The organism is Devosia sp. CAU 1758 (assembly GCF_054482695.1).
This window is the reverse complement of record NZ_JBTLRJ010000001.1, coordinates 480,986-507,408: the sequence shown is the minus strand read 5'-3', so window position 1 is coordinate 507,408 and position 26,423 is coordinate 480,986. Positions and strand designations below refer to the sequence as shown.

27 protein-coding genes are annotated in these 26,423 nt (G+C 62.9%); 20 read left to right on the top strand and 7 right to left on the bottom strand.

The features are described from left to right. Positions 1–169: 169 nt before the first annotated feature. The 6 genes from ACXYMS_RS02445 to ACXYMS_RS02420 all read left to right on the top strand — a co-directional run bounded on the left by ACXYMS_RS02445 (position 170) and on the right by ACXYMS_RS02420 (position 7,729). On the top strand, positions 170–1,480 hold the full coding sequence (locus ACXYMS_RS02445) for an ABC transporter substrate-binding protein (RefSeq protein ID WP_458903435.1): 1,311 nt from the start codon (positions 170–172) through the stop codon (positions 1,478–1,480). Between the two features lie 261 nt (positions 1,481–1,741). Then, on the top strand, positions 1,742–2,614 hold the full coding sequence (locus ACXYMS_RS02440) for a carbohydrate ABC transporter permease (RefSeq protein WP_458903434.1): 873 nt from the start codon (positions 1,742–1,744) through the stop codon (positions 2,612–2,614). Between the two features lie 10 nt (positions 2,615–2,624). Next, the gene (locus ACXYMS_RS02435; RefSeq protein ID WP_458903433.1) at positions 2,625–3,455 is read left to right on the top strand and encodes a carbohydrate ABC transporter permease; all 831 of its coding nucleotides are present in this window, start codon (positions 2,625–2,627) and stop codon (positions 3,453–3,455) included. Positions 3,456–3,467: 12 nt separating this feature from the next. Beyond that, positions 3,468–4,472, top strand: coding sequence for an ABC transporter ATP-binding protein (locus ACXYMS_RS02430; RefSeq protein ID WP_458903432.1), 1,005 nt, complete (start codon positions 3,468–3,470; stop codon positions 4,470–4,472). Between the two features lie 155 nt (positions 4,473–4,627). After that, on the top strand, positions 4,628–6,103 hold the full coding sequence (locus ACXYMS_RS02425; RefSeq protein WP_458903431.1) for a mannitol dehydrogenase family protein: 1,476 nt from the start codon (positions 4,628–4,630) through the stop codon (positions 6,101–6,103). Between the two features lie 39 nt (positions 6,104–6,142). After that, entirely contained in the window at positions 6,143–7,729 is a 1,587-nt protein-coding gene (locus tag ACXYMS_RS02420; RefSeq protein WP_458903430.1) for an FGGY-family carbohydrate kinase, read from the top strand. A 12-nt stretch (positions 7,730–7,741) separates the two neighbouring features. On the opposite strand, the gene ACXYMS_RS02415 is transcribed toward ACXYMS_RS02420, so the two are convergent. After that, positions 7,742–8,161, bottom strand: a complete 420-nt coding sequence (locus tag ACXYMS_RS02415; RefSeq protein ID WP_458903429.1) for a VOC family protein — start codon at positions 8,159–8,161, stop codon at positions 7,742–7,744. A 220-nt stretch (positions 8,162–8,381) separates the two neighbouring features. Here ACXYMS_RS02415 and ACXYMS_RS02410 point away from each other — a divergent pair, with 220 nt between their 5' ends. From ACXYMS_RS02410 to ACXYMS_RS02380, 7 genes are all read left to right on the top strand, one after another. Continuing rightward, a complete protein-coding gene (locus tag ACXYMS_RS02410) occupies positions 8,382–11,729 on the top strand; it encodes a transglutaminase family protein (RefSeq protein WP_458903428.1) in 3,348 nt (1,115 codons plus the stop codon). Positions 11,730–11,732: 3 nt separating this feature from the next. Then, complete coding sequence (locus ACXYMS_RS02405; RefSeq protein WP_458903427.1) at positions 11,733–14,144, top strand: circularly permuted type 2 ATP-grasp protein; 2,412 nt, start codon at positions 11,733–11,735, stop codon at positions 14,142–14,144. Positions 14,145–14,148: 4 nt separating this feature from the next. After that, positions 14,149–15,027, top strand: coding sequence for a transglutaminase family protein (locus ACXYMS_RS02400; RefSeq protein ID WP_458903426.1), 879 nt, complete (start codon positions 14,149–14,151; stop codon positions 15,025–15,027). 102 nt (positions 15,028–15,129) lie between these two features. After that, a complete protein-coding gene (locus ACXYMS_RS02395; RefSeq protein ID WP_458903425.1) occupies positions 15,130–15,300 on the top strand; it encodes a hypothetical protein in 171 nt (56 codons plus the stop codon). A gap of 43 nt (positions 15,301–15,343) precedes the next feature. Then, complete coding sequence (locus ACXYMS_RS02390) at positions 15,344–15,502, top strand: DUF3309 family protein (protein ID WP_458903424.1); 159 nt, start codon at positions 15,344–15,346, stop codon at positions 15,500–15,502. Between the two features lie 213 nt (positions 15,503–15,715). Continuing rightward, a complete protein-coding gene (locus ACXYMS_RS02385; protein ID WP_458903423.1) occupies positions 15,716–16,078 on the top strand; it encodes a DUF883 family protein in 363 nt (120 codons plus the stop codon). 2 nt (positions 16,079–16,080) lie between these two features. After that, the gene (locus ACXYMS_RS02380; protein WP_458903422.1) at positions 16,081–16,509 is read left to right on the top strand and encodes a hypothetical protein; all 429 of its coding nucleotides are present in this window, start codon (positions 16,081–16,083) and stop codon (positions 16,507–16,509) included. Between the two features lie 47 nt (positions 16,510–16,556). Here the strand turns inward: ACXYMS_RS02380 and ACXYMS_RS02375 are convergent, their stop codons facing one another. From ACXYMS_RS02375 to ACXYMS_RS02365, 3 genes are all read right to left on the bottom strand, one after another. After that, on the bottom strand, positions 16,557–17,468 hold the full coding sequence (locus ACXYMS_RS02375; protein WP_458903421.1) for a diacylglycerol/lipid kinase family protein: 912 nt from the start codon (positions 17,466–17,468) through the stop codon (positions 16,557–16,559). After that, complete coding sequence (locus ACXYMS_RS02370) at positions 17,465–18,880, bottom strand: sensor histidine kinase (protein WP_458903420.1); 1,416 nt, start codon at positions 18,878–18,880, stop codon at positions 17,465–17,467. The genes ACXYMS_RS02375 and ACXYMS_RS02370 overlap by 4 nt, the downstream gene beginning before the upstream one ends. 86 nt (positions 18,881–18,966) lie before the next feature. Beyond that, entirely contained in the window at positions 18,967–19,719 is a 753-nt protein-coding gene (locus ACXYMS_RS02365; RefSeq protein WP_458904580.1) for a Crp/Fnr family transcriptional regulator, read from the bottom strand. A gap of 116 nt (positions 19,720–19,835) precedes the next feature. On the opposite strand from ACXYMS_RS02365, the gene ACXYMS_RS02360 reads away from it, so the two are divergent. Further along, entirely contained in the window at positions 19,836–20,219 is a 384-nt protein-coding gene (locus ACXYMS_RS02360; protein WP_458903419.1) for a response regulator, read from the top strand. On the opposite strand, the gene ACXYMS_RS02355 is transcribed toward ACXYMS_RS02360, so the two are convergent. Both ACXYMS_RS02355 and ACXYMS_RS02350 read right to left on the bottom strand, forming a co-directional pair. Next, a complete protein-coding gene (locus ACXYMS_RS02355) occupies positions 20,192–20,743 on the bottom strand; it encodes an RNA polymerase sigma factor (RefSeq protein WP_458903418.1) in 552 nt (183 codons plus the stop codon). The genes ACXYMS_RS02360 and ACXYMS_RS02355 overlap by 28 nt on opposite strands. 4 nt (positions 20,744–20,747) lie before the next feature. Beyond that, positions 20,748–20,951: a NepR family anti-sigma factor gene (locus tag ACXYMS_RS02350; RefSeq protein ID WP_458903417.1), complete on the bottom strand. Its 204-nt coding sequence runs from the start codon at positions 20,949–20,951 to the stop codon at positions 20,748–20,750. Positions 20,952–21,128: 177 nt separating this feature from the next. Between ACXYMS_RS02350 and ACXYMS_RS02345 the strand changes: the two genes are divergently transcribed. Both ACXYMS_RS02345 and ACXYMS_RS02340 read left to right on the top strand, forming a co-directional pair. Continuing rightward, positions 21,129–21,923, top strand: coding sequence for a response regulator (locus tag ACXYMS_RS02345; protein WP_458903416.1), 795 nt, complete (start codon positions 21,129–21,131; stop codon positions 21,921–21,923). A gap of 119 nt (positions 21,924–22,042) precedes the next feature. Further along, complete coding sequence (locus tag ACXYMS_RS02340) at positions 22,043–22,207, top strand: DUF1328 domain-containing protein (RefSeq protein ID WP_220304415.1); 165 nt, start codon at positions 22,043–22,045, stop codon at positions 22,205–22,207. Between the two features lie 49 nt (positions 22,208–22,256). On the opposite strand, the gene ACXYMS_RS02335 is transcribed toward ACXYMS_RS02340, so the two are convergent. Further along, entirely contained in the window at positions 22,257–23,048 is a 792-nt protein-coding gene (locus ACXYMS_RS02335; protein WP_458903415.1) for a YdcF family protein, read from the bottom strand. A gap of 151 nt (positions 23,049–23,199) precedes the next feature. Here ACXYMS_RS02335 and ACXYMS_RS02330 point away from each other — a divergent pair, with 151 nt between their 5' ends. The 4 genes from ACXYMS_RS02330 to ACXYMS_RS02315 all read left to right on the top strand — a co-directional run bounded on the left by ACXYMS_RS02330 (position 23,200) and on the right by ACXYMS_RS02315 (position 26,421). Next, positions 23,200–23,997 carry an ABC transporter ATP-binding protein gene (locus ACXYMS_RS02330; RefSeq protein WP_458903414.1) on the top strand — a complete coding sequence of 266 codons (798 nt, stop codon included), beginning with the start codon at positions 23,200–23,202 and terminating at the stop codon, positions 23,995–23,997. 66 nt (positions 23,998–24,063) lie between these two features. Beyond that, positions 24,064–24,816 (top strand): transporter substrate-binding domain-containing protein, encoded by a 753-nt coding sequence (locus ACXYMS_RS02325; RefSeq protein ID WP_458903413.1) that lies wholly within the window; start codon positions 24,064–24,066, stop codon positions 24,814–24,816. A 58-nt stretch (positions 24,817–24,874) separates the two neighbouring features. Then, positions 24,875–25,687 carry an ABC transporter permease subunit gene (locus tag ACXYMS_RS02320; protein WP_458903412.1) on the top strand — a complete coding sequence of 271 codons (813 nt, stop codon included), beginning with the start codon at positions 24,875–24,877 and terminating at the stop codon, positions 25,685–25,687. Further along, complete coding sequence (locus ACXYMS_RS02315) at positions 25,687–26,421, top strand: ABC transporter permease subunit (RefSeq protein WP_458903411.1); 735 nt, start codon at positions 25,687–25,689, stop codon at positions 26,419–26,421. Before ACXYMS_RS02320 ends, ACXYMS_RS02315 begins: the two co-directional genes overlap by 1 nt. Positions 26,422–26,423: the final 2 nt, after the last annotated feature.

The window sequence follows — 26,423 nt, the reverse complement described above, 5'->3', positions numbered from 1 at the left end:
TTCCAAGTGCCCAGGGCATTTTGAGGTCCATTTCCGGACCTCGAAATGCCTGCAATGAAGCACGTACGCCAGCCAATCGCGAAAAACCGCGCTTGACTCGCGTACACAGTTTGTGAACATTTGCTCACATCCGAAGCAAATGCCCGCTTCGGTATCTGGGAGGATATAGATGAAACTGACACCCCTTTACGCGGGCGCCTTCATGCTCGCCCTCGTCGGCACCGCTTCTGCGCAGACGCTCACCATTGCCACCGTGAACAATGGCGACATGATCCGCATGCAGGGCCTGTCCGGCGCCTTCACCGAAGAAACCGGCATCGAGCTGAACTGGGTGGTTCTGGAAGAAAACACGCTGCGCCAGAACGTCACCACCGACATCGCCACCAATGGCGGCCAGTACGACATCATGACCATCGGCACCTATGAAGCGCCGATCTGGGCCGGCCAGGGCTGGCTCAAGCCCCTCGACGGTCTGGCCGCCGACGCCGAATATGACATCGACGACCTGCTGCCTCCGATCCGTGGCGGCCTCTCGGTCGATGGCAAGCTCTATGCCGCACCCTTCTATGGCGAGAGCTCCTTCATCATGTATCGCACCGACCTGATGGAAGCCGCGGGCCTTGAAATGCCGGAAGCTCCCACCTGGGAATTCATCGGCGAGGCCGCCCGCGCCGTGACCGACCGCGCCAATGACATCAACGGCATCTGCCTGCGCGGCAAGGCCGGCTGGGGCGAAAACATGGCCTTCCTCACCGCCATGTCCAATTCCTTCGGCGCCCGCTGGTTCGATGAAGACTGGAAGCCCCAGTTTGACAGCCCGGAATGGAAGGCGACCCTCGACACCTACCTCTCCCTGATGGCCGATGCCGGTCCCGCCGGTGCCTCCTCCAATGGCTTCAACGAGAACCTGACCCTCTTCCAGCAGGGCAAATGCGGCATGTGGATCGACGCGACAGTGGCGGCCTCCTTTGTCACCAACCCCGCTGACTCCACCGTTGCCGACAAGGTCGGCTTTGCCCTGGCGCCCGACAATGGCCTGGGCAAGCGCGGCAACTGGCTCTGGGCCTGGTCGCTGGCCATCCCGGCCTCCTCGCAGAATCCCGATGCGGCCGAGCGGTTCATCAACTGGGCAACCAGCAAGGATTACCTCGCCATGGTCGCCGCCGAGGAAGGCTGGGCCAATGTGCCCCCGGGCACCCGCATCTCGCTCTACGAGAACCCGGAATACCAGGCTGCCGCCCCCTTCGCGGACATGACCCTGGGCTCCATCTACGCGGCTGACCCGACCCAGCCGACGGTCCAGCCCGTGCCCTATGTCGGCGTGCAATTCGTGGCCATCCCCGAATTTGCCGGTATCGCCACCAATGTCGGCCAGCTCTTCTCGGCGGCTCTGGCCGGTCAGATGTCGGCCGATGACGCCCTGGCCCAGGCCCAGGACGCCACCACCCGCGACATGACCCGCGCCGGTTATATCAAGTAGGCTCCTCCAAAACCCGGCGGCCGGATCGTCTCCTCCCGGCCGCCAAATTCCGGACCATGCACGGAACCCCTCGTCCTCCCTTGCATCGCGTCCCGAACCGGAGCCGCCCGGCAAATCGCCCCCTCGGGACGCCGGACGGCTCCAACCCTTCAGACGAATTCCGTTGCGCGCGGACCTGATCCGATGGCCACCTCGTGACCATCCGGTGAGGACCGGCGGTCTGGACGAACCGGACCCGACAAACGGCCCTGGGAGGAATGGATGGCGACCCGGCAGACCCGCACCCTGGCGCGCGTAATGATGGCTCCTGCCGTCATCGTGCTGCTCATCTGGATGGCCGTACCGCTGGCCATGACCCTGTGGTTCTCGTTCCAGAACTACAGCCTCATCAACCCGATGATGACCGGCTTTGCCGGCTGGGGGAACTACTCCTACGTCATCGGTGATCCCAGTTTCACCCAGGCCCTGGTCAATACCCTGCTGCTGGTCGGCGGCGTGCTGCTGATCACCGTCATCGGCGGCACTTTCCTCGCGCTGCTGCTCGACCAGCCCATCTGGGGCCAGGGCATCCTGCGCATCCTTGTCATCTCGCCCTTCTTCGTCATGCCCCCGGTGGCGGCGCTGATCTGGAAGAACGGTTTCATGCATCCCGGCTACGGCATGCTCGGGCATGTGTGGAAATTCTTCGGCCTCCAGCCCGTCGACTGGTTCGCGCAATATCCGCTCTTCTCGGTCATCGTCATCGTCGCCTGGCAATGGCTGCCCTTCGCCACGCTCATCCTGCTGACAGCGCTCCAGTCGCTCTCCGAGGAACAGCGCGAGGCCGCGGAAATGGACGGCGCCAAGGCCATCAACCGCTTCCGCTACATCATACTGCCGCACATGGCCCGCGCGATCACCATCGTGATCCTGATCCAGACCATCTTCCTCCTCGGCATCTTCGCCGAGATCCGCGTCACCACCGGCGGCGGCCCGGGCTATGCCTCGACCAATATCGCCTTCCTCGTCTTCCGCACCGGCATACTCAGCAATGACATCGGCGCCGGTTCCGCCGGCGGCGTGGTCGCCGTCATCATCGCCAACATTGTCGCCATCTTCCTGATGCGCGCCGTCGGCAAGAACCTGGACGCTTGAGGAGTTCACCATGGCCCGCACCGCAACCGTCCAGACCAAAATCGGCTTCACCATCCTGGCCTGGGCCGTCGCCCTGCTACTTTTCTCGCCGATCCTGTGGACCATCGTCACCGCGTTCAAGACCGAGGCCGAGGCTATCGCCACCCCGCCAACCTTCCTGCCGCAGACCTTTACGCTCGAGAATTTCGTCGATGTGCAGGACCGATCAGACTATTTCAAGCACGCCTGGAACTCGATCCTGGTCTCGGTCGGCTCGACCCTTTTGGGTCTTGTCATCGCCATCCCCGCGGCCTGGTCCATGGCCTTTGCGCCGACCAGGCGCACCAAGGACATCCTGATGTGGATGCTCTCCACCAAGATGATGCCGGCGGTGGGCGTCTTGATCCCGATCTATTTGATCTTCCGCGACCTGCGCCTGCTCGATACCGTGCATGGCCTGACCATCATCATGACGCTGATCAACCTGCCGATCATCATCTGGATGCTCTACACCTACTTCAAGGAAATCCCGGTCGACATCCTCGAAGCCGCCCGCATGGACGGCGCCGAGCTCTGGAACGAGATCGTCCATGTCCTCGTCCCCATGGCCGTGCCCGGCATCGCCTCGACCCTGCTGCTCAACGTCATCCTCGCCTGGAACGAGGCCTTCTGGACCATCACCCTCACCTCGGGCCGCGCCGGTACGTTGACGGCCTTCATTTCCTCCTTCTCATCGCCGCAGGGCCTGTTCCTTGCAAAACTCTCCGCCGCCTCGCTGCTCGCGATCGCCCCCATCCTGCTGCTTGGCTGGTTCAGCCAGAAACAGCTGGTCCGAGGCCTGACCTTTGGCGCAGTGAAATAAGGACACCAAAAAATGGGCTCCATTACCCTCGAACACGTCAAGAAGTCCTTCGGCGAAGTTCAGATCATTCCGGACATCTCGCTCGAGATAAAGGACGGTGAGTTCGTCGTCTTCGTCGGCCCGTCCGGCTGCGGCAAGTCCACCCTGCTGCGCCTGATCGCCGGGCTGGAAGACACCAGCGGCGGCACCATCCTGCTCGATGGCGAGGATATGACCAAGGCGCCGCCCGCCCGCCGGGGTCTGGCCATGGTGTTCCAGTCCTATGCGCTCTATCCCCATATGAGCGTGCGGGACAACATTGCCTTCCCTCTCAAGATGGCAAAGGCGCCGCAGGCCGAGATTGACAAGAAGGTCGAATACGCCGCCCGTACTTTGAACCTCGGCTCTTATCTCGACCGCCGTCCGCGCGCCCTTTCCGGCGGCCAGCGTCAGCGTGTCGCCATCGGCCGCGCCATCGTGCGCGAACCCAAGGCCTTCCTCTTCGACGAGCCCCTGTCCAATCTCGACGCCGCGCTGCGCGTCAACATGCGCCTCGAAATCACCGAGCTGCACCAGCAATTGAAGACCACGATGATCTACGTGACCCATGACCAGGTCGAGGCCATGACCATGGCCGACCGCATCGTGGTGCTGAACGCGGGCAATGTCGAACAGTTCGGCTCCCCGCTCGAGCTCTACAAGCGCCCGGCCAACCGCTTCGTCGCCGGCTTCATCGGTTCGCCCAAGATGAACTTCGTCGATGGTCCCGAGGCCGAAAAGCACAAGGCCCATTCCATCGGCGTCCGCCCCGAGCACTTTACCCTCTCCACCACCCAGGGCGCCGGTCAATGGGCCGGCAAGGTCAATGTTGCCGAACAATTGGGCTCCGACACCTTCCTCCATGTCGAGGTTGAGGGCCTGGGACTGATGACCATCCGCACCGATGGCGATCAGACCTTTGCCCATGGCGACAAGGTCTGGCTCACGCCCGACCCCAACCGCATCTACCGCTTCGACGCCGGCGGATTGGCGCTCTAGATGGCAAATGCCCCGGAAGCCCTCATGGTGAGGTGCTTTGCACCGCGAAGCCTCGAACCACGAGGGCGGCAGGCGCCGAAACCTCCACTCAGCGACCTCGTGGTTCGAGGCTCGACTTGCTCGCACCTCACCATGAGGTCTTTCGGAATAGCCCCATGACCACCAAGCTCTCCCTCGCCACATTGCCCGCCCTGACCGGCGTGGCGACACCACAATACACCCGCGCCGATCTCACCCCGGGCATTGTCCATTTCGGCGTCGGCAATTTTCACCGCGCCCATCAGGCCGTCTATCTCGATGCCCTGTTCAACCTGGGCGAGGGCCATGACTGGGCCCTTATTGGCGCCGGCGTGCGCGAGGCCGATGAGGCTATGCGGCAAAAGCTCATGGGCCAGGACTGGCTCACCTCTGTGGTCGAACAGGAGGCCGACCACAGCGCCGCCCATGTCACCGGCGCCATGATTGACTATCTCAAGCCCGGCAATGCGACGGCCATAATTGCCCGCCTCGCCGATCCCGCCATCCGCATCGTCTCCCTTACCATCACCGAGGGCGGCTACTATATCGATCCGGCGAGCCAGCAATTCGATCCCACGCATCCCGACATCGCCCATGACGCCGCCCATTTCCATGCGCCGAAAACCGCCTTCGGTCTAATCCTCGCCGGCCTCGTCAGGCGCCGCGATGCCGGTGTGCAGCCCTTCACGGTTATGAGCTGCGACAATATTCCGGGCAATGGCCACGTCACCGAGAACGCCGTCGCCGGACTTGCCGCCCTCATCGATCCGGCCCTGGCCGCGTGGGTCAAGTCCTCGGTCGCCTTCCCTAATGGCATGGTCGATCGCATCACGCCCGCCACCTCGGACCGCGAGAAGAACCTCTTGGCCGATAATTTCGGCATTGACGACGCCTGGCCGGTCTTCTGCGAAAGTTTCCGGCAATGGGTACTGGAAGACAATTTCCCCGCCGGCCGCCCGGCGCTGGAGAAGGTCGGCGTGCAGTTCGTGCCCGACGTCGCCCCTTATGAACACATGAAAATCCGCATCCTCAATGGCGGTCATGCCACCATCGCCTATCCGGCCGGCCTGATGGACATCCACTTCGTCCACGAAGCCATGGAGCATCCCCTGGTCGCCGCCTTCCTCAGGAAAGTCGAGACCGACGAGATCATCCCGGTCGTTCCGCCCGTGCCCGATACCGATCTCAACGACTATTTCACGCTCTGCGAGCGGCGCTTCGCCAATCCCAAGATCGGCGACACGGTCCGGCGCCTGGCGCTGGACGGCTCCAACCGGCAGCCCAAATTCATCATTCCCTCCGCCCTCGACCGGGTCCGAAGCGGCGAAGGCATCACTGGGCTGGCGCTGGTCTCGGCCCTCTGGTGTCGCTACTGCTTCGGCACTACCGACAGCGGCGCCGTGATCGAACCCAACGACCCCAGCTGGCCTCGCCTCGCCGCGCAGGCGCGACTGGCCCGGGACAATCCTCCCGCCTGGCTGGATATGGCCGACATCTATGGCGAACTCGGACATTCCCTGACGTTCAAGTCGGCCTTTGCCCATGCCCTGACCACGCTCTGGTCCATCGGCACCGCCGCAACGCTCGAACGCTACTTGGCAGGCACGCTCTAGCTCCAGTATGGTCCGCGCGGACCAAAGAGAGAGGGCGGCGTGTCGCAAAACCTCCTGGTGGGAGTCGACGTTGGAACAGGCAGTGCCCGGGCCGGCGTCTTCACGCCCGACGGCCGCCTTCTGGGCCGCTCCGAAAACCCCATAGCCATGCGGCGCACCGACGCCAACTTCGCCGAACACGACAGCGAGGATATCTGGGCGGCCGTCTGCGCCGCCGTGCGCGAGGCCATTGTCGCGTCCAGGGCCGCTCCTGCCGATGTCGTCGGCATCGGCTTTGACGCCACCTGCTCCCTCGTGGTCCGCGATGCCAATGGCGCGCCGGTCACCGTGGCCAGCGACGGCCAGGACCGCTGGGACACCATTGTCTGGCTCGATCACCGCGCCCTTGAGGAGGCCGACGAATGCACCCGCACCGGCCATGAAGTGCTGCACTATGCCGGCGGTGTCATGTCGCCGGAAATGGAAGTGCCCAAGCTCATGTGGCTCAAGCGCCATCTGCCCCGGAGCTGGGCCCGCGCCGGCCAGATGTTCGACCTGGCCGACTTCCTCTCCTGGAAGGCCACCGGCTCGCTGGCCCGTTCGCAGTCGACCCTCACCTGCAAATGGACCTATCTGGGTCACGCCGAAGAGAAATGGCGGCACGACTTTCTCGCTCGGGTCGGCCTGGAGGACCTCATCGAAAAAGCCGCCCTGCCCAAGATTGCCAGCCCCGTGGGCGCCGATCTCGGCCCGCTGACCGGGGACGCGGCCAATCAGCTTGGTCTCTCCACGTCCTGCCGTGTCGGCGCCGGCCTCATCGACGCCCATGCCGGCGCCTTGGGTGTGCTCGGCGCCTTCACGGCCGATGTCGACACCATCGACCGCCACCTGGCCTTGATCGCCGGCACCTCCAGCTGCGTCATGGCCCTCTCGGCCGAGGATCGCCCGACCAATGGCGTCTGGGGCCCCTATTTCGGTGCCGTCCTGCCCGGCGTCTGGCTCAACGAGGGCGGCCAGTCCGCCACCGGCGCCCTGCTCGACCATATCATCCGCTGGCATGGCGCAGGGGGCGAGCCGACCCGCGAAAAGCACGTCGCCATCTGCCGCCGCGTCATGGAACTGCGCGCCACCGAAGGCCTGGCCCTGGCCGACCGCCTGCATGTGCTCCCCGATTTCCACGGCAACCGCTCGCCGCTGGGCGACCCCTTTGCCCGCGGCGTCATCTCCGGCCTGACGCTGGACAGCGATTTCGACTCGCTGTGCCGGCTCTACTGGCGCACCTGCGTCTCCATCGCGCTCGGCGTCCGGCACATCCTCGAAACCCTCAACACCAGGGGCTATTCCATCGATACGCTCCACATCACCGGCGGCCACACCCGCAATCCGCTGCTGATGGAACTCTATGCCGATGCCACCGGCTGCACTGTTGTCCAACCCTCGACCCCTGACGCGACCCTTCTCGGCATGGCCATGGTCGCCGCCAATGCCGCCGGGCTCCACCCCAGCCTCGACCAGGCCTGCCTCGCCATGCAGCAGGGCGGCACCTCGCGCGCATCAGACCCGGCGGCCCGCCCTCAGTTTGATCGCGACTACGCCATTTTCCTTGAAATGCTCAGGCAGCGTCAGGCCATCGATGCGCTGGAATGAGCCGAAGGCGGTTCAGGCGGTCGTCAGTTTCAAATCCGAGAAATGCAGGATGAACCCATCGGGGTCTGTCAGCACGAACTCTGTGGCGCCGTTATACTCGGTCCGACCCAGGGGCTTGAGCACGCACGGCATGCCTTCGACGCGAGCAAAACGGGCGGCAATATCGTCTGCCTGTATCCACAGCGTCAGCGCACCGCCATCTGCATGCCTGGCCAGCAGCGGAAACTCTTCTTCCAGTGTCTCGCGACTCTGGAACATCAACCGCACGCCGCCGCTTTTGACATGGGCCCAAATAGCCTGCCCGGTCGCAGGCACTCTCTGAACCAGCACGAACCCTAAATTCCGGTAGAAGGACAGGCTTTCCTCGACGTCATCCACCCTCAGATTGGGGGTCAACGCATGCAGGGCGGCTAATGGGAAGGCTTCGGTCATGGTCTTTTCCTCGACTGCTTGCCTCCCCCATGCCCCAGGCACATGTGCCAAGGCAACGCGAACCATTGCACCTCCAAGGTGCAGGGGCGCACAGGCATCGGACATTTCCTGCAGACAGGGGCTTTGTGCTTAGCCTCCGCCTATCCTTCTCTCCCAATCCCCGCTAAGCTCTTTTCCGGGAAGTCGAATTCCGTGGCCTTAAAGCGAGCGACAAAACTGCATGTCGATCAAAGCCGCCATCTATCATCTGACCCACTACAAATATGACCGCCCGGTCACCTTGCAGCCGCAGATCATTCGCCTGCAGCCCGCGCCCCATTCGCGCACCAAGGTGCTCAGCCACTCCCTGCGGGTCAGTCCGTCCCTGCACTTCGTCAATGTGCAGCAGGACCCCTATGGCAATTTCCTGACGCGCTTCGTCTTTCCCGAGCCGGTGACCGAGCTCAAGATCGAAGTCGATCTCATCGCCGACATGACGGTTTACAACCCGTTCGATTTCTTCGTCGAAGAAAGCGCCGAGACCTGGCCGTTTCAATACCCCGAGGATGTGCGCGCCGATCTGTCCATCTACATGCAGCCAGAGCCGGCCGGCCCGCTGCTCCAGCAGTTCCTCGACAGTATCGACCGCACCCCGCACAACACGGTGACCTTCGTCACCGATCTCAATGCGCACTTGCAGACCATTGTCGATTATATCGTCCGCCTTGAACCCGGCGTCTGGACACCCGAAGAAACCCTGAGCAATGGCCGGGGCTCGTGCCGGGATTCAAGCTGGCTGCTGGTCAATATCCTGCGCCATCTTGGCCTGGCTGCTCGCTTTGTCTCCGGCTATTTGATCCAGTTGAAGCCTGACCTCGTCTCGCTCGATGGCCCCGCCGGCACCGATCACGATTTTACCGATCTCCATGCCTGGTGCGAAGTCTATCTCCCCGGCGCCGGCTGGATCGGCCTTGACCCAACCTCCGGCCTGCTCACCGGCGAGAGCCATGTGCCGCTGGCCGCCACTCCGCATTACCGGAATGCCGCGCCCATATCGGGCTTTGCCTCCTTTGCCGAGGTCGATTTCGCCTTCGACATGAAGGTGACGCGCGTGGCCGAACATCCGCGCATCACCAAACCCTTTTCGGACGAAAGCTGGGAGCGGCTCAACGCCCTGGGCAAAAAGGTCGATTCCGTTCTGGTCGACAATGACGTCCGCCTCACCATGGGCGGCGAACCAACCTTCGTTTCCATCGATGATTTCGAGGCCGACGAGTGGAATGCTGGGGCAGTTGGCCCGACCAAGCGCGCCCTGGCCGACGATCTCATCCGCCGCCTGCGCGCCCGCTTCGCCCCTAATGGCATGCTGCATCACGGTCAGGGCAAGTGGTATCCGGGGGAAACCCTGCCGCGCTGGACCTTCTCGCTCTATTGGCGCATCGACGGCAAGCCTGTGTGGAAGGACGAAAAACTCGTCGCCCGCGAAGGCGTCAAGACCACCGCGACCCATGAGGACGCGAAGAAATTCCTTGATGCCTTTGCTCGCAATCTGGGCCTGACCGGCGACACCATCGACGAGGCCTATGAAGATCCCGGCGAATGGCTGCTCAAGGAAGCCAATCTGCCAGCCAATGTCGATCCGGCCAATTCCGAGCTGGCGGACCCGGAAGCCCGCTCGCGCATCGCCAAGGTGTTCGAACGGGGCCTGACCAATCCCACCGGCTATGTGCTGCCGGTGCAGCGCTGGAACGCCCAGGCCTCCAGTCCCTGGCTGACCGAAAAGTGGAAGACGCGTCGGGGCAAGCTGTTCCTTGCCCCCGGCGACAGCCCGGCGGGCTATCGTCTGCCGCTCAGTTCGCTCAAACATCTGAAACCCACCGAATATCCGCATGTGGTCCCCATGGACCCCGGCGCGCCGCGCGCACCCCTGCCCGATCCCGAGGAAGTCCTGGCGCGTCAGAAGACCGGGCTCGAAACCGATCCGCGCGCGCAGGCCGCCGCCGGCTTCACCGCCGCGACCGAACAGCAGGACATCACCGAACAGGTCATCAGCGAGATCGAGGGCGAGGTCCGCACTGCCGTGACTGCCGAAGTGCGCGAACACCGGCTTTGCGTCTTCCTGCCGCCGGTCGAAAAGCTCGAAGATTTCCTCGAACTCGTCGCTGCGGCCGAGGCAGCGGCAAAGGAGATCGGCCAGCCCATCCATCTCGAAGGCTATGGCCCTCCGCACGATCCGCGCCTCAACGTCATCCGCGTCGCCCCCGATCCGGGCGTCATCGAGGTCAATATCCACCCCGCGTCGAGCTGGGACGATTGCGTCGCCACCACCCAGGCCGTCTATGAGGAAGCCCGCCTCTGCCGGTTGGGCGCCGACAAGTTCATGATCGATGGCAAGCATGTGGGCACCGGCGGCGGCAACCACGTCGTGGTCGGCGGCGCCACGCCCCATGACAGCCCCTTCCTTCGCCGGCCGGACCTCTTGAAGTCCCTGGTGCTGCATTGGCAGCGCCACCCTTCGATGAGTTTCCTCTTCTCGGGCATGTTCATCGGCCCCACCAGCCAGGCGCCGCGCCTCGACGAAGCGCGCCATGACAGTCTCTACGAACTCGAGATTGCCATGGCCCAGGTGCCCCTGCCCGGCGAAGGCGCCCCGCCCTTGCCCTGGCTGACCGATCGCCTCTTCCGCAACCTGCTCGTCGACGTCACCGGCAATACCCACCGCGCCGAGATCTGCATCGACAAGCTCTATTCCCCCGATGGCCCCACGGGCCGGCTGGGCCTGGTCGAATTCCGCGGCTTCGAAATGCCTCCTAATGCCCGCATGAGCCTGGCCCAGCAATTGCTGGTCCGCGCCCTCATCGCCCGCTATTGGGCCAAGCCCCTTGTCGGCGATTTCACCCGCTGGGGCACGGCCCTGCATGACAGGTTCATGCTGTCCTTCTTCGTCTGGCAGGATTTCCTCGGCGTGCTGGCCGACCTGAGGGACCATGGCTTCGATTTCGAGCCCGAATGGTTCGCCGCCCAGCGCGAATTCCGCTTTCCCTTCTGCGGCGAAGTTAGCGTCGATGGCGTGAAGCTCGAACTGCACCAGGCCCTTGAACCTTGGCACGTCATGGGCGAACAGGGCGCCATTGGCGGCACGGTGCGCTTCGTGGATTCCTCGGTGGAACGCCTTGAAGTGCGGCTCGAAAGCGACAATCCCGCCCGCTACATCGTCACCTGCAACCAGCGCCCGGTTCCGCTCAAGCCTACGAGAACCAGCGGCATCTCCACCGCCGGTGTCCGCTTCAAGGCCTGGCAGCCGGCCTCGGGCATGCACCCCGCCATTCCGGTCCATGCCCCGCTGGTCTTTGACATCTATGACACCTGGACCGGTCGGGCCATTGGTGGCTGCACCTACCACGTCGCCCATCCGGGCGGGCGCAATTACGAAACCTTCCCGGTCAATGGCAACGAGGCCGAGGCCCGCCGCCTCGCCCGCTTCGTTCCACACAATTATACGCCCGGCGCCTACCCCCTCCGCTCGGAAAAGCCTGCGGATGAATTCCCGCTGACGCTTGACCTTCGGCGGCCGCCACGGTTCACGTAACCCATGACTTCGCGGAATCACCAGACCCGCGGCAAGCCCCCGGCCGGGCCCAGCATTGTCGCTGGCTACCAGCTGCTGCCCGGCGTGCCGGACGAGATGATCGACCCGTCCGGCGCCATCAGGCCCGGCTGGGACAAGCTCATGTCGGCTTTCGATGCGCTGGGGCCGATTGAACTCGCCGCTCGCTTTGAGCGTGCCGACCAATATCTGCGCGACGCCGGGGTGTTCTATCGCAAATACGATGGCGCCGAGGGCAAGGAACGCGCCTGGCCGCTGGCCCACGTCCCGCTGCTCATCGACGAAGACGATTGGGTGCAGATTTCAAGCGGCCTGACCCAGCGCGCCGAACTGCTCGAAGCCATCGTTGCCGACATCTACGGCGACAATACCCTGGTGCAGGAAGGCCTGCTGCCGCCCGAATTGATCGCTCAGAATGGCGAATTCCTGCGCCCCATGGTCGGCATTCGCCCGGTCAGCGGCCATTATCTGCACTTCTGCGCCTTCGAGCTGGGCCGCGGCCCCGATGGGGCCTGGTGGGTACTGGGCGACCGGACCCAGGCGCCTTCGGGCGCCGGCTTTGCGCTCGAAAACCGCGTCGCCACCACGCGGGCCCTTTCAGACATCTATTCGGACCTAAACATAAACCGGCTCGCCGGCTTCTTCCGCGGGTTCCGCGACACGCTCTTTGCCCAGGCCCGACGCGATGGTGGCCGCGTCGGCATTCTCACCCCCGGCCAGCTCAACGAGACCTATTTCGAGCACGCCTATATCGCCCGCTATCTGGGGCTGATGCTGCTCGAAGGCGAGGACCTCGTGGTCGAGGATGGCCAGGTCATGGTTCGCACCGTGGCCGGCCTCAAGCCGGTCAGCGTGCTGTGGCGGCGGCTCGACGCCAGCTTCGCCGATCCACTCGAATTGCGCTATGACAGCCATATCGGCACACCGGGCATGGTCGACGCGCTGCGCGGTGGCTCGATCTCCATGATCAACGCGCTGGGCACCGGCATTCTCGAAACCCGCGCCCTCGCCGCCTTCATGCCGCGCCTCTGCAAGCACCTGCTCGGCACCGGCCTCGAACTGCCCGAAATCGCCACCTGGTGGTGCGGCCAGGGCGCCGAGCGCGAATTCGTGCTCGACAATTTCAATGGCCTGATGATCGGCCCCGCCTTCTCGACCGCCCTGCCTTTTGACGATCTGCGCGGCACCGCGCTGGGCGCCAGCATGACGCCAGCGCAAAAATCCGAGCTCAAGACCCGCATTGCCGCACAGGGCGGAAGCTATGTCGGCCAGGAACCGGTGCGGCTCTCCACTGCCCCCATATATGTCGATGGCAGGCTTGAGCCGCGGCCCATCACCCTGCGCGTCTATGCTGCCCGCACCGAGAGCGGCTGGACCATCATGCCAGGCGGTTTTGCCCGCGTTGGCTCCACCACCGACTCCTCTGCGCTGGCCATGCAGCGCGGTGGCCAGGCCGCCGACGTTTGGGTGCTCTCCTCAAAGCCGGTAGAGCCAGTCTCGCTCCTGCCGCGCGAGGGTCAGAAGCTGTTGCGCAATTCGCCAGGCAGCCTGCCCAGCCGCGCCGCCGACAATCTCATCTGGCTGGGCCGCTATGCCGAGCGCTGCGAAGCCACGGTGCGCATCCTCAGGGCCTATAATGCGCGGCTGGCCGAACTCTCCAAGCCCGATCTGCCGATCCTGACCCATTGCGCTGCCTTCCTCGACACTCTGGATGTCGACGCATCCGAGGCCATGCCGCAGGGTCTCCTCGCCTCCATCGATAGCGCCGTGCACAGCGCCGGTCAGATCCGCGACCGCTTCTCGCCCGATGGCTGGCTGGCGCTGAACGACCTGCAGAAGACCGCCAGGCGCTTTGCCGCCCGTATTAGTACCGGCGACGACTCGACCCGCGCCATGACCGTGCTGCTGCGCAAGCTGGCTGGCTTTTCCGGTCTGGTACATGAAAACATGTATCGCTTCGCCGGCTGGCGCTTTCTCGAACTGGGGCGTCGGCTGGAGCGCGCCATTCAGATGGCCCGCGCCGCCGCCTGGCTGACCGCAGCCGACGCCCCTGACGGTTCTCTCGAGATGCTGCTTGAAATCGGCGATAGCGTCATGTCGCATCGTCGCCGCTACTCGGTCAGCGCCGGCACCCAGAGTGTGGTCGACTTGCTCGTGCTCGATCCGCTCAATCCGCGCTCGGTGCTGTTTCAGTTGACCGAACTGCGTGCCCAGGTCGAGACCTTGCCCGGCGGCATCGTCGACGATCAGCATTCGCCTGCCGCCAAACTGGCCCTGCAGATTCATACCGATCTGGTGATCACCGAACCGGCACACATGACGCCCGAGCGACTCGAACGCCTGGCCGGGGACATCGGCATGCTGTCCAGTCTCATCGCCGCAGCCTATTTCACCTGACGCCATGTTGTACGATATCCGCATGACGCTCGAATATGATTACGACGCCCCCGTGCATGGCGGGCGCCACCATATTCGTGTCGTCCCGGCTAATGTGCCCGGCGTGCAGCGGGTGATCGCCGCCTCGCTCACCGTCGATCCGGGGCCATCGCGCCAGAGCGGGCACCTGGATTTCTTCGGCAATTCGGTCACCGCCATCACCATGACCGATCCGCATGATACTCTGAGCATCCGTCTGACCGCCCGCGTGCAGGTCGAAGATCTGACCCCGCCGGCCGATCTGTCGCCACCCCTGCCGCAACTGACCCGCGAGGTCGCGCAATACTGGTCGATTGCGCCCGCCAGCCCGCAGCATTTCCTGGCCGCCTCGCCCCGCATCCAGATCGTTCCGGCCATCACCGACTATGTCCGCGACGCCACGGAGGGCGAACACTCGACCCTCTCCATTGCCACCGCCCTCTGCATGGCGATCCACAAGGATTTTGAATACGACGCCAAGGCCACCGATGTCGAAACCCGGCCAGCCGAAGCCTTCGCGCTCAAAAGGGGCGTCTGCCAGGATTTTGCCCATGTCATGATCGCCGGCCTGCGCGGCATCGGCATCCCCGCCGGCTATGTCTCGGGCTTCCTGCGCACCAATCCGCCACCGGGCAAGCCGCGCCTCGAAGGCGCCGATGCCATGCATGCCTGGGTGCGCGCCTGGTGCGGCCAGCATGTGGGCTGGGTCGAGTTCGATCCCACCAATGCCATGATCGCCGGCGCCGATCACATCTCCATCGGCCATGGCCGCGACTATGTCGATATTTCCCCCATTGTCGGGGTGTTGCGCACCAATGGCTCGCACGAAACCAAGCAGTCCGTGGACGTGCTTCGAGTCGAATAAGACGCGTCACGGAACCAAAATCATCCGCCTCCGTTTTCTTGCCACGGGCCGTACGGCACCGCCAGGAAGGTCCGGTCAACCCGGATCGCAGGAGACCCCAAGATGAACCACTCCCAGTTCAGGACGATTGACAAGTCAGCCCGCGCCACCACCGCTTATTGGGGTGACGATGTGCTGAACCATCAGCCGCGCTTTGCCGAAGTGGCTATGGCCCTCCTGCCAGCTTCGCTGATCCTCGCGACCGCTACCGCCCTGCTGGTCGCCCTCGTCTAGGGTCGAACAGGCGCACTGGCAATCCGAGGTTTAGGAGGGTTTTATGACGCTCGGCACTATTCTTATCATCATTCTCATTCTTTTGCTCATCGGCGCGCTGCCGACCTGGGGGTATTCGCGTGGCTTCGGCTACTTCCCCTCGGGCATTCTCGGCGTCGTGCTGGTCGTGGTGCTCATCTTGGTCCTCATGGGACGAGTATAGCACTCAACGTCAGAAACGGGCACGCCAGGTCCCTCTGGTATCCGCCAATGGAACGTGCCCCTCAGCGGACCGATGGTCGCCCCCCTTTTCGGTCCGCGCCCTTTGTCCCGACAGGCAGCGCCTGTCGGGACTTCTTTTTGTCCCAATCGCACTGTGCCCCGGAACTTGGGCAGAACCCCCGCGTTAAGCGGCTAAGCAAACAAGGAGCGTCCTATGGCTACCACCGCAGATATGGCCCCGTCCCGTGGCAAGACCGGCAATGCCGGCCGCACTGCCGCCACCAAAACTCGCGAACAGGAGCTGGAAGCCCAGGTCTCCCAGCTTCAGGATGACCTGAAGGCCATCACCGAAACTCTGGGCAAGCTGACTGGCGAAAAGGTGGGCGAGGCCCGGTCCCTGGCGACCACCGAGATGAAACATCTCCAGGCCAAGGGTCAGCAGATGCTCGACGAGGCACAGGGCCAGGCCGGGGAGATGGAAAAGCAGCTCAAGGACACCATCCGCGAAAAGCCTCTAACCGCAGTGGCCGCCGCCGCCGGTATCGGCTTCGTTCTGGCATTGCTGACCCGGCACTGATCATGGGTTTGCTTGCAAACCTGGCGTCACTCTTCGGGCTCGAGGTCGAAAATCTCGCAGATCGGGTGAAGTCCACCGCGCTGGTTTATGGGTTGATCGGTCTGTTTAGCTTGGTCGCGGTCGCCTTTCTGGTTGCGGCAGGCTTCATGACGCTTGCTGAGAGAGTTGGCCCAATTCAGGCTGCCCTTATCCTGGCCGGAGTCTTTCTCGCTCTGGCCCTTGTGGTCTATCTGGCCGCGCTGGTGCACAGGAATAGCCGCCGACGCCATCTGGCGGAGCGTCGTCGTTCCCACGAAACCAGTGCAGTGATCTCGACGGCTGCCATTACCGCCCTGCCGCTACTGGCGAGATCACCCGGCTTGCTGAAACTAGGCCTGCCGGTCGCAGCACTCGCCGCCTATGCCCTACTGCGAGGCCATAAGGACGATTGAGCCTGACACGGTCTCCCAATACCGCGCGGGACTTCTGCGCGGTTTATTCAAAGTTGCCGGATAGTGTTTGGTCGAATGACCGAGAGCGCTTTGGGATGAATTGTCAGGGTGACCTCGTTTTCGAGGTCAATCAGCTCGCCATCCAGCACCGCATGGGTGCCGCGCTTGCGCTTGGGAAATCGTAGGACAACCTCCCGCACTTCGGTCTCGTTCACAGCGGGATTGGCCCGCCACCGGCCGGTCATCACATCGAGCGCCAGGTTCAGCAATTCATTGGTCGTGACGCTGCTCGCAACATAGACACCCAGCACCCCGGCATCGAGCCGCTCGGCAACCGGCACCGGGCTGTCATCAAGCGGATTGTTCGAAACGGCAACACCGGAGGCGGTGAAACGCACGTCGCCGCGATCCGTATGCATTGCCACTTCGAACTTGGGCGGATCTACGGCAGACGCGAGGATCGCCCGCATACTCGCCAGCATCTTGCCTGCCCGGCTGCCATACACCATGCCATTGCGGATGCGCACCAGGCGCGCATGAATGCCCACTCCAAATTGGTGCACGAAGGGGCGGCCATTGGCCGTCGCAATGTCGATGCGAGCGACAGTGCCTTGCGCATTGGCCAGCAATGCCTGATCAAGATCGAGCGGCATGCCCAGCGCCCTGGCAAACAGGTTCATAGTCCCGGCCGGCAGGACGCCCAGCGGCTTCCCGCTTGCAAAGGCCATAGCCGCTGCAGCCGAAATCGTGCCGTCGCCGCCACCGGCCAGCACCGCCTCTACCCCATCCTCATCGGCTGCCGCCTGGAGTTCGGCTTCGACCGATTTCCCCGAGACGATCCGACAGTCGAGTTCATGGCCTTGGTCGCTGAAGATCTCCGTGGCCCTGGTGCAAAAGGCGTCTAGGTCCATCGTCTTGAGCGTACCGCCGTCCCTGTTGAGAATGGCCCTGGTTTTCAAAGCAAATTGTCCTTGCTGGAGGGACCTGCGCCGCGCAGCTGCGGCAACAGGATCGTCACCTCCAGCCCGCCACCTTCGGAAACACCATACGCCGGCTGCCCCCCGAACTGCTCAGAGAGTTGCCGGATGATCACCGAACCGAGGCCCTGTTCGGTCGCGGCCTCGTCTTCGGTCATGCCCACACCATCGTCCCGCACTATGAGCTGTGGAACACCATCCTGATTGCGCCGCAACATGACGACAATCTCACCCTTCCGGTCGCCCGGAAAGGCGTATTTTAGAGCATTGGTCACCAGCTCGCCCACCAGGATACCTAAGGTCGTCGCATCGCGCGCGCTGACCTCGATGGCCGAAAGGTCGCCGCGCACCGTAATGCGGCGTGCCTCGGCGTGAGTCTCGGCAATATCCTCAAGCACCGCGGACAGGAACTCATCGGCGCTCGCCGTTTCAAGGTCATCCCCCAGGCGCAGTCGCCGATGCGCCGACGCCACCGCATGCACCCGCAGTCGTGCCGCCTCCAAGGCATCGCGCACGGGTTCGGACGTGCTGCGCATCATCTGCAGGGCCAGGAGCGACGACACTGTCGCCAGTGAATTGCCGATCCGGTGGTTGGTGTCCTGCAGCAGCGCCTCTACGCGTTGCCGCTCGCGTTCGGCATGAGCCCGCGCTTCTTCGATGTCGCGGGTCCTTTCGGCCACCTCCGCCTCCAGTGCCTCGTTCTGAGTCAACAGTCCGCGGTGACGTTGCGCCAGTGCGCTGACCTGCTTCTGGGTCCGCATCAAGAGCGCAGAAGCGAGGAGCACAGCCGCAGCCAGCGCCCCCATCAGCGCGGCCACCAGCCCGGTCCGGGTCTGGTCGATCCCCTGGTTGCGGCGGGCGAGCTTTATATCTTCCTCGGCAATGAAGTCTTCCAGCGTCTCGCTGACTTCCGCCATCAGCCGGGCGCCCATCCCGGTTTCTGTCAGGGTCTGCGCCTCGTCGCTACGCTGGCTGGTTACCAGTTCGACGGTGCGGTTCATTTCAGCCATCTTGCTGGTAATATCGCCCGTGATACTGGCAACCCGCGCACCCTGTTCGGGGTCGTCTGCCGTCATCTCCATCAGCGCGGCCACGCGGCGATCGAGACTGGATACAGCCTCCCGATAGGGCTGCAGGAATTGCGCGTCTGCCGTCAGCAGATAGCCGCGCTGGCTGGCCTCGGCCTGGCTGAGCGCATGCGTCAGCTCACGCGCCGCATTGCGCACGGCATAGGTCTGGTTGATGTCACGCAATTGCCGGTCGATGCCTTGCATCAGCATCAACGCCGAAATCGCCGCCAGGCAGATCAGGCCCAGTGACACCCAGATGGCGAGGCGCCGTGTGGCGGGTCGTCCGGGCTTTGCGATATCCACGCTGTGCAAACCATCGGTCAAGACGCTCATCTCCTTGCACCCATCGGCGACGAGGTCGGGAGCGGAACCAGCTTTGCCTCTTCGCGGTGGCAGCATTGAGGCCTACTCTAGATCAGGGGCCTGACGCGCTCGCCTGGCCCGTCCCAACCAGCGACACGCGCCAGTTCTGCGGCATCGAGCACCTGGCAACTGCGTCCCAGCCAGCGGATGAGACCGCGATTGGTCAGCTTGCGCAGCGTCTTGTTGGTGTGGACGATGGACAGTCCCAATGTGTCTGCCACATGCTGCTGCGTCAGCGGAATATACGCGCTGCCATTTCCCAGCCCAACCGATACCGCTCGTTCATGAAGGAAGGCCAGGAGGTAGGCCGCGCGCTCGAGCGCGGTGCGTCGGCCAAGGCTGAGCAGGTGATCGTCCAGCATCCGCTCCTCGCGCGCCGCCAACCAGGTGACATCAAAACTGAGCCCCGGTTGGTTGCGGAACAATTCATCGAGCCGGTCGCGCTGGAAAACACACAGGATCAGCGGCGACAGAGCCTCCACCGAGTGATCCATCTCGCCGATGACCGAACCTTGCAGGCCCACCAGGTCGCCAGGCAACAGATAGTTGAGGATTTGCCGGCGCCCGTCATCAAGCATCTTAAACCGAAAGGCCCAGCCAGAAAGCAACGTGAACAAATGGGCGCTATGGGCGCCCTCCGAAATGATCACCGCGCCGGCCTCGGCGGTCATCTCGCCGGTTTTGAAGCTGGATACGAATTTCAGCTCCTGGGCCGTGAAGTCGCGAAAAGTCGGCAGCGGGCGCAGGGGGCACTGCTCGCAGGGCACGCGACGCCCCGTGGAAGGAACAACAAGGCTCACGACGTTTCCTGACCCTTTGAAGCTCGAACCGCAAACGCGTGCGTCCAACATGTCAAAGTTAAATGACAATATGGGCAGCAAAGCCCATCAGGGGATTCCGGATAACAGGCGGAATCATGCTGGCAGATCGCACGGTTCTCGTCGTTGAGACCCAATTCATAATAGCTTTGGGTATTCAAAACGTCCTCGAAGGCTTGGGTGTATCCAAGGTCGTACTTGCCACCAGCGCCGGTGAGGCCCATGGCAATGCTCGGTCCTGGGCCCAGGCTGGTCTGGCCATTATCGAACTGGAAACCAACCACCCCGAACTGATCGAACTGGCGCGGCAGGTTTCCCAGAGCGGCATACCGGTGCTTGGCCTCAGCGCGGACGCCCGCTTGGCCTTCGGCGTTCCGGAACTGCCCGGCACGCCCATTGTTCTCAAGCCCATCCCCGATGAGGACCTGGCTTCTGCTATCATCGCGCGCCTGCGTCAGAACCCGTTGCCCGAGGTCACCTGAGCCGAGACTGCATCGGGGCCGTAATCGGACTCGCCGGTGATCTTGAGCAGTTCGGTCAGCCGCGCGCGAGCCCTGCTGACGCGGCTTTTCATGGTTCCCACCGCGCATTCGCAAATGGCGGCAGCCTCCTCGTAGGAAAAGCCGGAGGCGCCGATAAGGATAATCGCCTCGCGCTGGTCGTCCGGCAATTTTGCCAGTGCCATCTTGAAGTCCTCAAGGTCCATCAGGCCGTATTGCGAGGGATGCACCGACAGTCTCTCGGTAAAGACCCCGTCGCTGTCCTGCACTTCGCGACCGCGTTTACGCATCTGGCTATAAAACTCATTGCGCAAAATGGTGAAGAGCCACGCCTTGATATTGGTGCCCATTTCGAAGCTGGACTGCTTGGCCCAAGCCTTCATCACCGTGTCTTGGACCAGGTCATCAGCCTTGTCGTGCTTGCCCGTCAGGGAGACTGCAAATGCGCGCAGGCTTGGAAGTGTCGCGAGCATTTCTCGCTTGAATGAAGTTCCCTCGGCCCCCATGCCGTCACTCCCCGCCCTGGTCAGAAGACTTGCCGCCTTGGGCTTTCTCCGCGCCATCGAGCTTTTCGAGCAGGTCGAGCAATTGATCAGGAACACCCTCATCCTGAACCGCCCCATAAAGCGCACGCAAACGCGAGCCGATATCGGTCGTTGGACCGAGCCCGTCATCTGCCCGCCCCGCCTGCATGCGCACACGTTGCTGGGTCACCAAATTATCCTTCTTCATGCTTGTACGACCGTTCCGTCCCTGGAATCGCCCTATTCCCAGCCTGCAATGCACACTGGCGCAGAAAAGTTCCGCAGGTCTGGAACTTTTATTGCAAATGGACGTTCTGTGCCATCGTGAGGTTCTGAACCACTAGCGTCACCTTGGGAGTTTTCGTCTATGTCCTTGTCCACGCGGATTGCACCGCACCTGCCCTATCTGCGGCGTTTTTCCCGAGCCGTCACGGGATCGCAGACCTCCGGCGATGCTTATGTCGCCGCTACCCTCGAAGCCCTTATCGCCGACATCTCCCTGTTCCCCGAAGCGTCCAGCGACCGGATTGCTCTCTACAAGCTGTTCTCAGCTCTCTTCTCGTCTTCAGCGGTGTCCATTCCCGAACCCGCATCCAGCTTTGCCTGGGAAAAGCGGGCGGCGGCAAACCTCGCCAATCTCGCTCCGCTGCCCCGCCAGGCGTTCCTCCTGGTGGCAGTTGAGGGCTTCAATCACGCTCAGGCTGCGGAAATCCTCTCCGCCAGCGATGAAGAATTCGCCTCCCTGCTCGACCAGGCCTCCACCGACATCTCGCGTCAGGTGGCCACCGAGATCATGATCATCGAGGATGAACCGTTGATCGCCATGGATATCGAGCAGATGGTGCAGAGCCTCGGACATACCGTTGTCAGCATCGCCCGCACCCACAAGGAGGCGGTCAGCCTGTTCAACCAGACCCGGCCGCGCATGATCCTCGCCGATATTCAGCTGGCCGATGGCAGCTCGGGCATTGATGCGGTCAATGACATTCTCAACACCCATTCGGTGCCGGTGATCTTCATCACCGCCTTCCCTGAGCGCCTGCTCACTGGTGAACGGCCCGAGCCGACTTTCCTCGTGACCAAGCCCTTCAATCCCGAAATGGTGAAGGCTCTGATCAGCCAGGCGCTGTTCTTTGATGAAGGATCGCGCGCTGCCGCGTAAATTACCTGCCGAGCATCAGACAATGGGCAAAGGCCGGCGCGAGCTGGCCTTTTTGCTGTCCACCGGAACTTGCCGCCGGCGGCGGGCGTTGAGATGACAGATCAATCATGGAGTTACCCATGCTGTATTATGCACTCGTCTTTCTGGTGATCGCGCTGATCGCCGGCGTTCTTGGCTTCGGCGGCATTGCCGGCGCCTCGGCTGGCATCGCGCAGATACTTTTCTTCCTGTTCCTGGCATTCCTGGTCATTTCCCTCGTCATTGGCTTCTTCCGCAGGACCTGACCGACAACATCGGAACCACGATGCGGCGCTTGCGGGCGTCGTATCGTTATCAGGGCCCGGGAAAGATCGTCTCGATCTGTCCTGTGAGCCGGTAGACAGCCAAACCGATCCATTCGCGCAGGGCCGTTGTCGCCACATCCAGGTTCTGGTCAGGCGCGGCAGTATCGAGGCCAAAACCCTGCGTTCCACTACTGCGATAATCGGCTGGCCAAGGAACCACGTCGATCCCTGCCTGCCGGAACAGCCCCACAGACCGGGGCATGTGGAACGCCGAGGTCACGAGGATAATGGTCCCACCCGCGTCGCCGAGCGCATTGCGGCTAAACTGCGCGTTCTCGGCCGTATTGCGCGACTGCCCCTCGAGGACCAACCGTTCTTCTTCAATGCCAAGCCCGATAAAAAAGCGCCGGGCCGTCTCGGCCTCGCTTTCGGTTTCGCCCGACAACAGGCCACCGCCGCCGGAGAGCACAATGCGAGCCTCGGGATATTGCATGGCCAGCCACAGGGTTGTGGTCAACCTCTCGCCGGCATCATTGAGCGCCACGGTCTGGCGTGCCGAACTCGCTCGTGCCACTGTCGCCCCGCCCAGCATGACAATGGCACTGACCGCACCCGACGGAACATCTGGCCGCGCAAAGCGGTCCTCCAGCGGCTGGATCAGCAGATAGCCGATGCTGGTAAAGCTAAGCCCACCCAGCAGGACCGCCGCCGTAAACAGGGCCGCCATCGCAGACCGGCGCCGATTCACGAGGACAAGCGCCAGCGCGCCCAGGATCAGCAGCATCACCACGCTGATCGGCTGTGCAATGAGCCAGAAAATTTTTGAGAGCACAAAGAACATGCCGCTACCTCGTCGCGTGGACGCGGGCAAAACCCGCTTTTTCGCTTGCTATATCACTGACTTCTGGTTTTCTACCAAACGGTCAAGATTGCCAGCCCACAATTAGGCAATCGCCGGTCAGGAAGGCGCCCTCATACGGGCAATGGTGAGCATGAAGCAGGCCGAACCCGCCATCGCGGGGGCATCGCCAGTTGTTGAGCTGCGCGATCTTCACAAGTCCTTCGGGGCGCTGGAAGTGCTCAAGGGCATTTCCTTTGTTGCACGCGAAGGCCAGGTCGTTTCGCTCATCGGCTCATCCGGGTCCGGCAAGTCGACCCTGCTCCGCTGTATCAACATGCTCGAAGTCCCCGACCAGGGCGACGTCCTCATCGCTGGCGAAGCCATTGCCCTGAGGGGTAAGGGACAGGGTCGTCGTATTGGCGACGAGAACCAGATCCGCCGCATCCGCTCCGAGCTCGGCATGGTGTTCCAGTCCTTCAATCTATGGGCCCACATGACCATTCTCGAAAATGTCATGGAAGCGCCGCTGGTGGTGCAAAAGCGCGACCGGACCGAGGTCGAGGCGGAGGCCCGGGCCATGCTCGAGAAAGTGGGGATCGGAGCCAAGGCCGACGCCTATCCCGCCCAGCTCTCCGGTGGCCAGCAGCAGCGCGCCGCCATTGCACGGGCCCTTTGTATTAATCCGCGCGTCATGCTGTTCGATGAACCCACCTCCGCCCTCGATCCGGAGCTGGAAGTGGAAGTCCTGCGCGTCATCAAGCTGCTCGCCGACGAAGGCCGCACCATGGTGCTGGTTACGCATGACATGGACTTCGCCCGCTCGGTCTCGGACCGGGTGATTTTCCTGCATCAGGGGCTGATCGAGGAAGAAGGCACACCTGACGAAGTGTTTGCCGCCACACGATCAACCCGTCTCAAGCAATTCCTCAATGCCGCCAACCATGCGTGACGTCATTGGGAACCGACCCGGAATACCGGGCGCTCAATACAACGAACAACCAAACGGAGAACAACCATGAAGAAGATGATGCTGGCCGCTGCGGCCGTCCTGGCGCTCGGCACCCCCGCCTTTGCGCAGGAAACCGTGCGCATCGCCACTGAAGGCGCTTATGCTCCCTGGAACTTCCTCAACGACGCCGGTGAGCCTGCCGGCTTCGAGATCGATCTGGGCAATGCCATCTGCGAAACCGCAGGCCTCACCTGCGAATGGATCATCAATGATTGGGATTCCATCATCCCGAACCTGCTCGCCGGCAACTACGACCTGATCATGGCCGGCATGTCGATCACCGACGAGCGTCTCGAAACCATCGACTTCTCGGACAATTATTTCCCGCCCGATCCATCGAGGTTTGTCGCGGCATCCGGCGCCGGTCTTGATATCGCTGCGCTCTCAGGCGCGCGCGTCGGTGTCCAGGGAGGCACCATTCAGGCCGCCTATGCCGAAGAAAACCTCGGCAGCGGCAACACCGTGGTCACCTTCTCGACTGCCGATCAGGCCATGGCCGACCTGGCCGCGGGCAACCTCGACACCATCCTCGCCGATGGTGCCTATCTTGAGCCGGTCGTTGCCGCCTCCGGTGGCGCCATGGAGTTCATTGGCGAGGACGTCATGATCGGCAATGGCGTCGGTGCAGGCATCCGCAAGGAAGACCCCGATCTCAAGGCGACAGTGAATGAAGCCCTCGCGACCCTTAAGGCCGACGGGACCGTCGATGCCTTGATTGCTCAGTGGTTCGAGGGTCGCGGCCCCTATTTCGCCGAATAAGCCAGACAGACCTGCTCCTCCCGCCACCGGGGGGAGCATCTAACCGCGGGGCGGCGGCATGTCCGAAGACCTGGCCTTCTGGGTCGGCTACATCACCAACGGCAAGCATCTCACCTGGTACGCAAGTTTCCAGTTCACGATCTATGCCGCGCTGCTGGGAGGCACCCTGGCCGTGGTCTTTGGCCTCATCGGCGCAACCCTGAAGAACTCGCGCTTTGTCGGCTTCCGCCTCATCGGTTCAACCTATTCCTCGATCGTGCGCGGCGTGCCAGACGTGCTGTTCTTTCTGTTTTTCCCGCTGGCTTTCGAACAGGGCGTGGAATGGCTGATTTCCACCCAGGTCTGTTCACCAGAAGCCATCGCGGCCCAGACCGCGCCCTGGCCGCCCTGCCGCGAGGCCAACTGGTTCCTCGGCACAACCGAATATCTGCTGCTCGCCAGCGTTTCGCTGGGTCTGGTCTATGGCGCCTTCGCCACCAATGTCATCCACGGCGCCATGCGCGCCGTGCCCGCCGGCCAGCTTGAGGCGGCACGCGCCTATGGCATGAGCACCGCCCAGGTGCTCTGGCGGGTGCATATTCGCCAGATGTGGGTCTATGCCCTGCCCGGCCTCTCCAATGTCTGGATGCTCATCGTCAAGGCGACCTCGCTGCTCTCGCTGCTGCAGATTGCCGATATTGTACTCTGGGCCGACCGCCTCGGCGCGCCCAATTTTCTGCCCACCGTGGGCCTTGTCCACGACGACTGGCGCTGGCGCTATTACCTCGTGCTCTTCATATTCTACATCCTCGTCACCTGGCTCTCCGAGCGCGCCTTCGAGGCGATCATGCGCCGGGCCGGCCGCGGCATCCTCAGCGAGGTGCCGGCCTGATGGAAGGGTTCTTCAACGATCTGGCGATCATGGCCCCGGCAGTGGTGTTCAACATCTATTTTGCCGCCGCCTCCATCCCACTCGGTTTCGTCATGGCGGTATTCCTGTCCCTGGGCAAGGCGTCGTCCAATCCGCTGATCAACGCCCTGTCGCGCGGCTACATCTATGCCTTCCGGGGCTCGCCGCTCTTCATACAGTTCTTCATGTTCTATTCGCTGGCGCTCTCGCTCAACCTGACAGTGTGGCGACCGCTCGGCATTTCCGGTTTCGTGCTGCATCCTTTGTTCATCGGCCCGCTGGTGCTGGTGCTCAACACCGCGGCCTATACCGCCGAGATTTTCTATGGTGCCCTGCGCGCCGTGCCGCGCGGTGCCGTCGAGGCCGCCCGCGCTTATGGAATGAGCCGCGCCCAGCAGTTCCACCGCGTCGTCTGGCCCAATCTCATACGCCTAGCCTGGCCGGCCTATACCAATGAGGTAGTATTTCTGTTCCACGCCACGGCCATCGTCTATTTCGCCCTGCCGGTGGTTGGCCCCCAGGCCGATCTGATGATCACCGCTAAAACCTTGTTCGAGCGTGACTACAATGCCTTCCTGCATTTCTCGGTCGCCGCTCTCTATTTCCTATTGGTCTCGCTGGTGGTGTTCTTCCTTTTCGGCCTCATCTACCAGCGGCTAATGCGCCATCTTCCAGCGCAACCCGGCCTGCGCTTCGCCCCAAAATGGCTACGATAGAG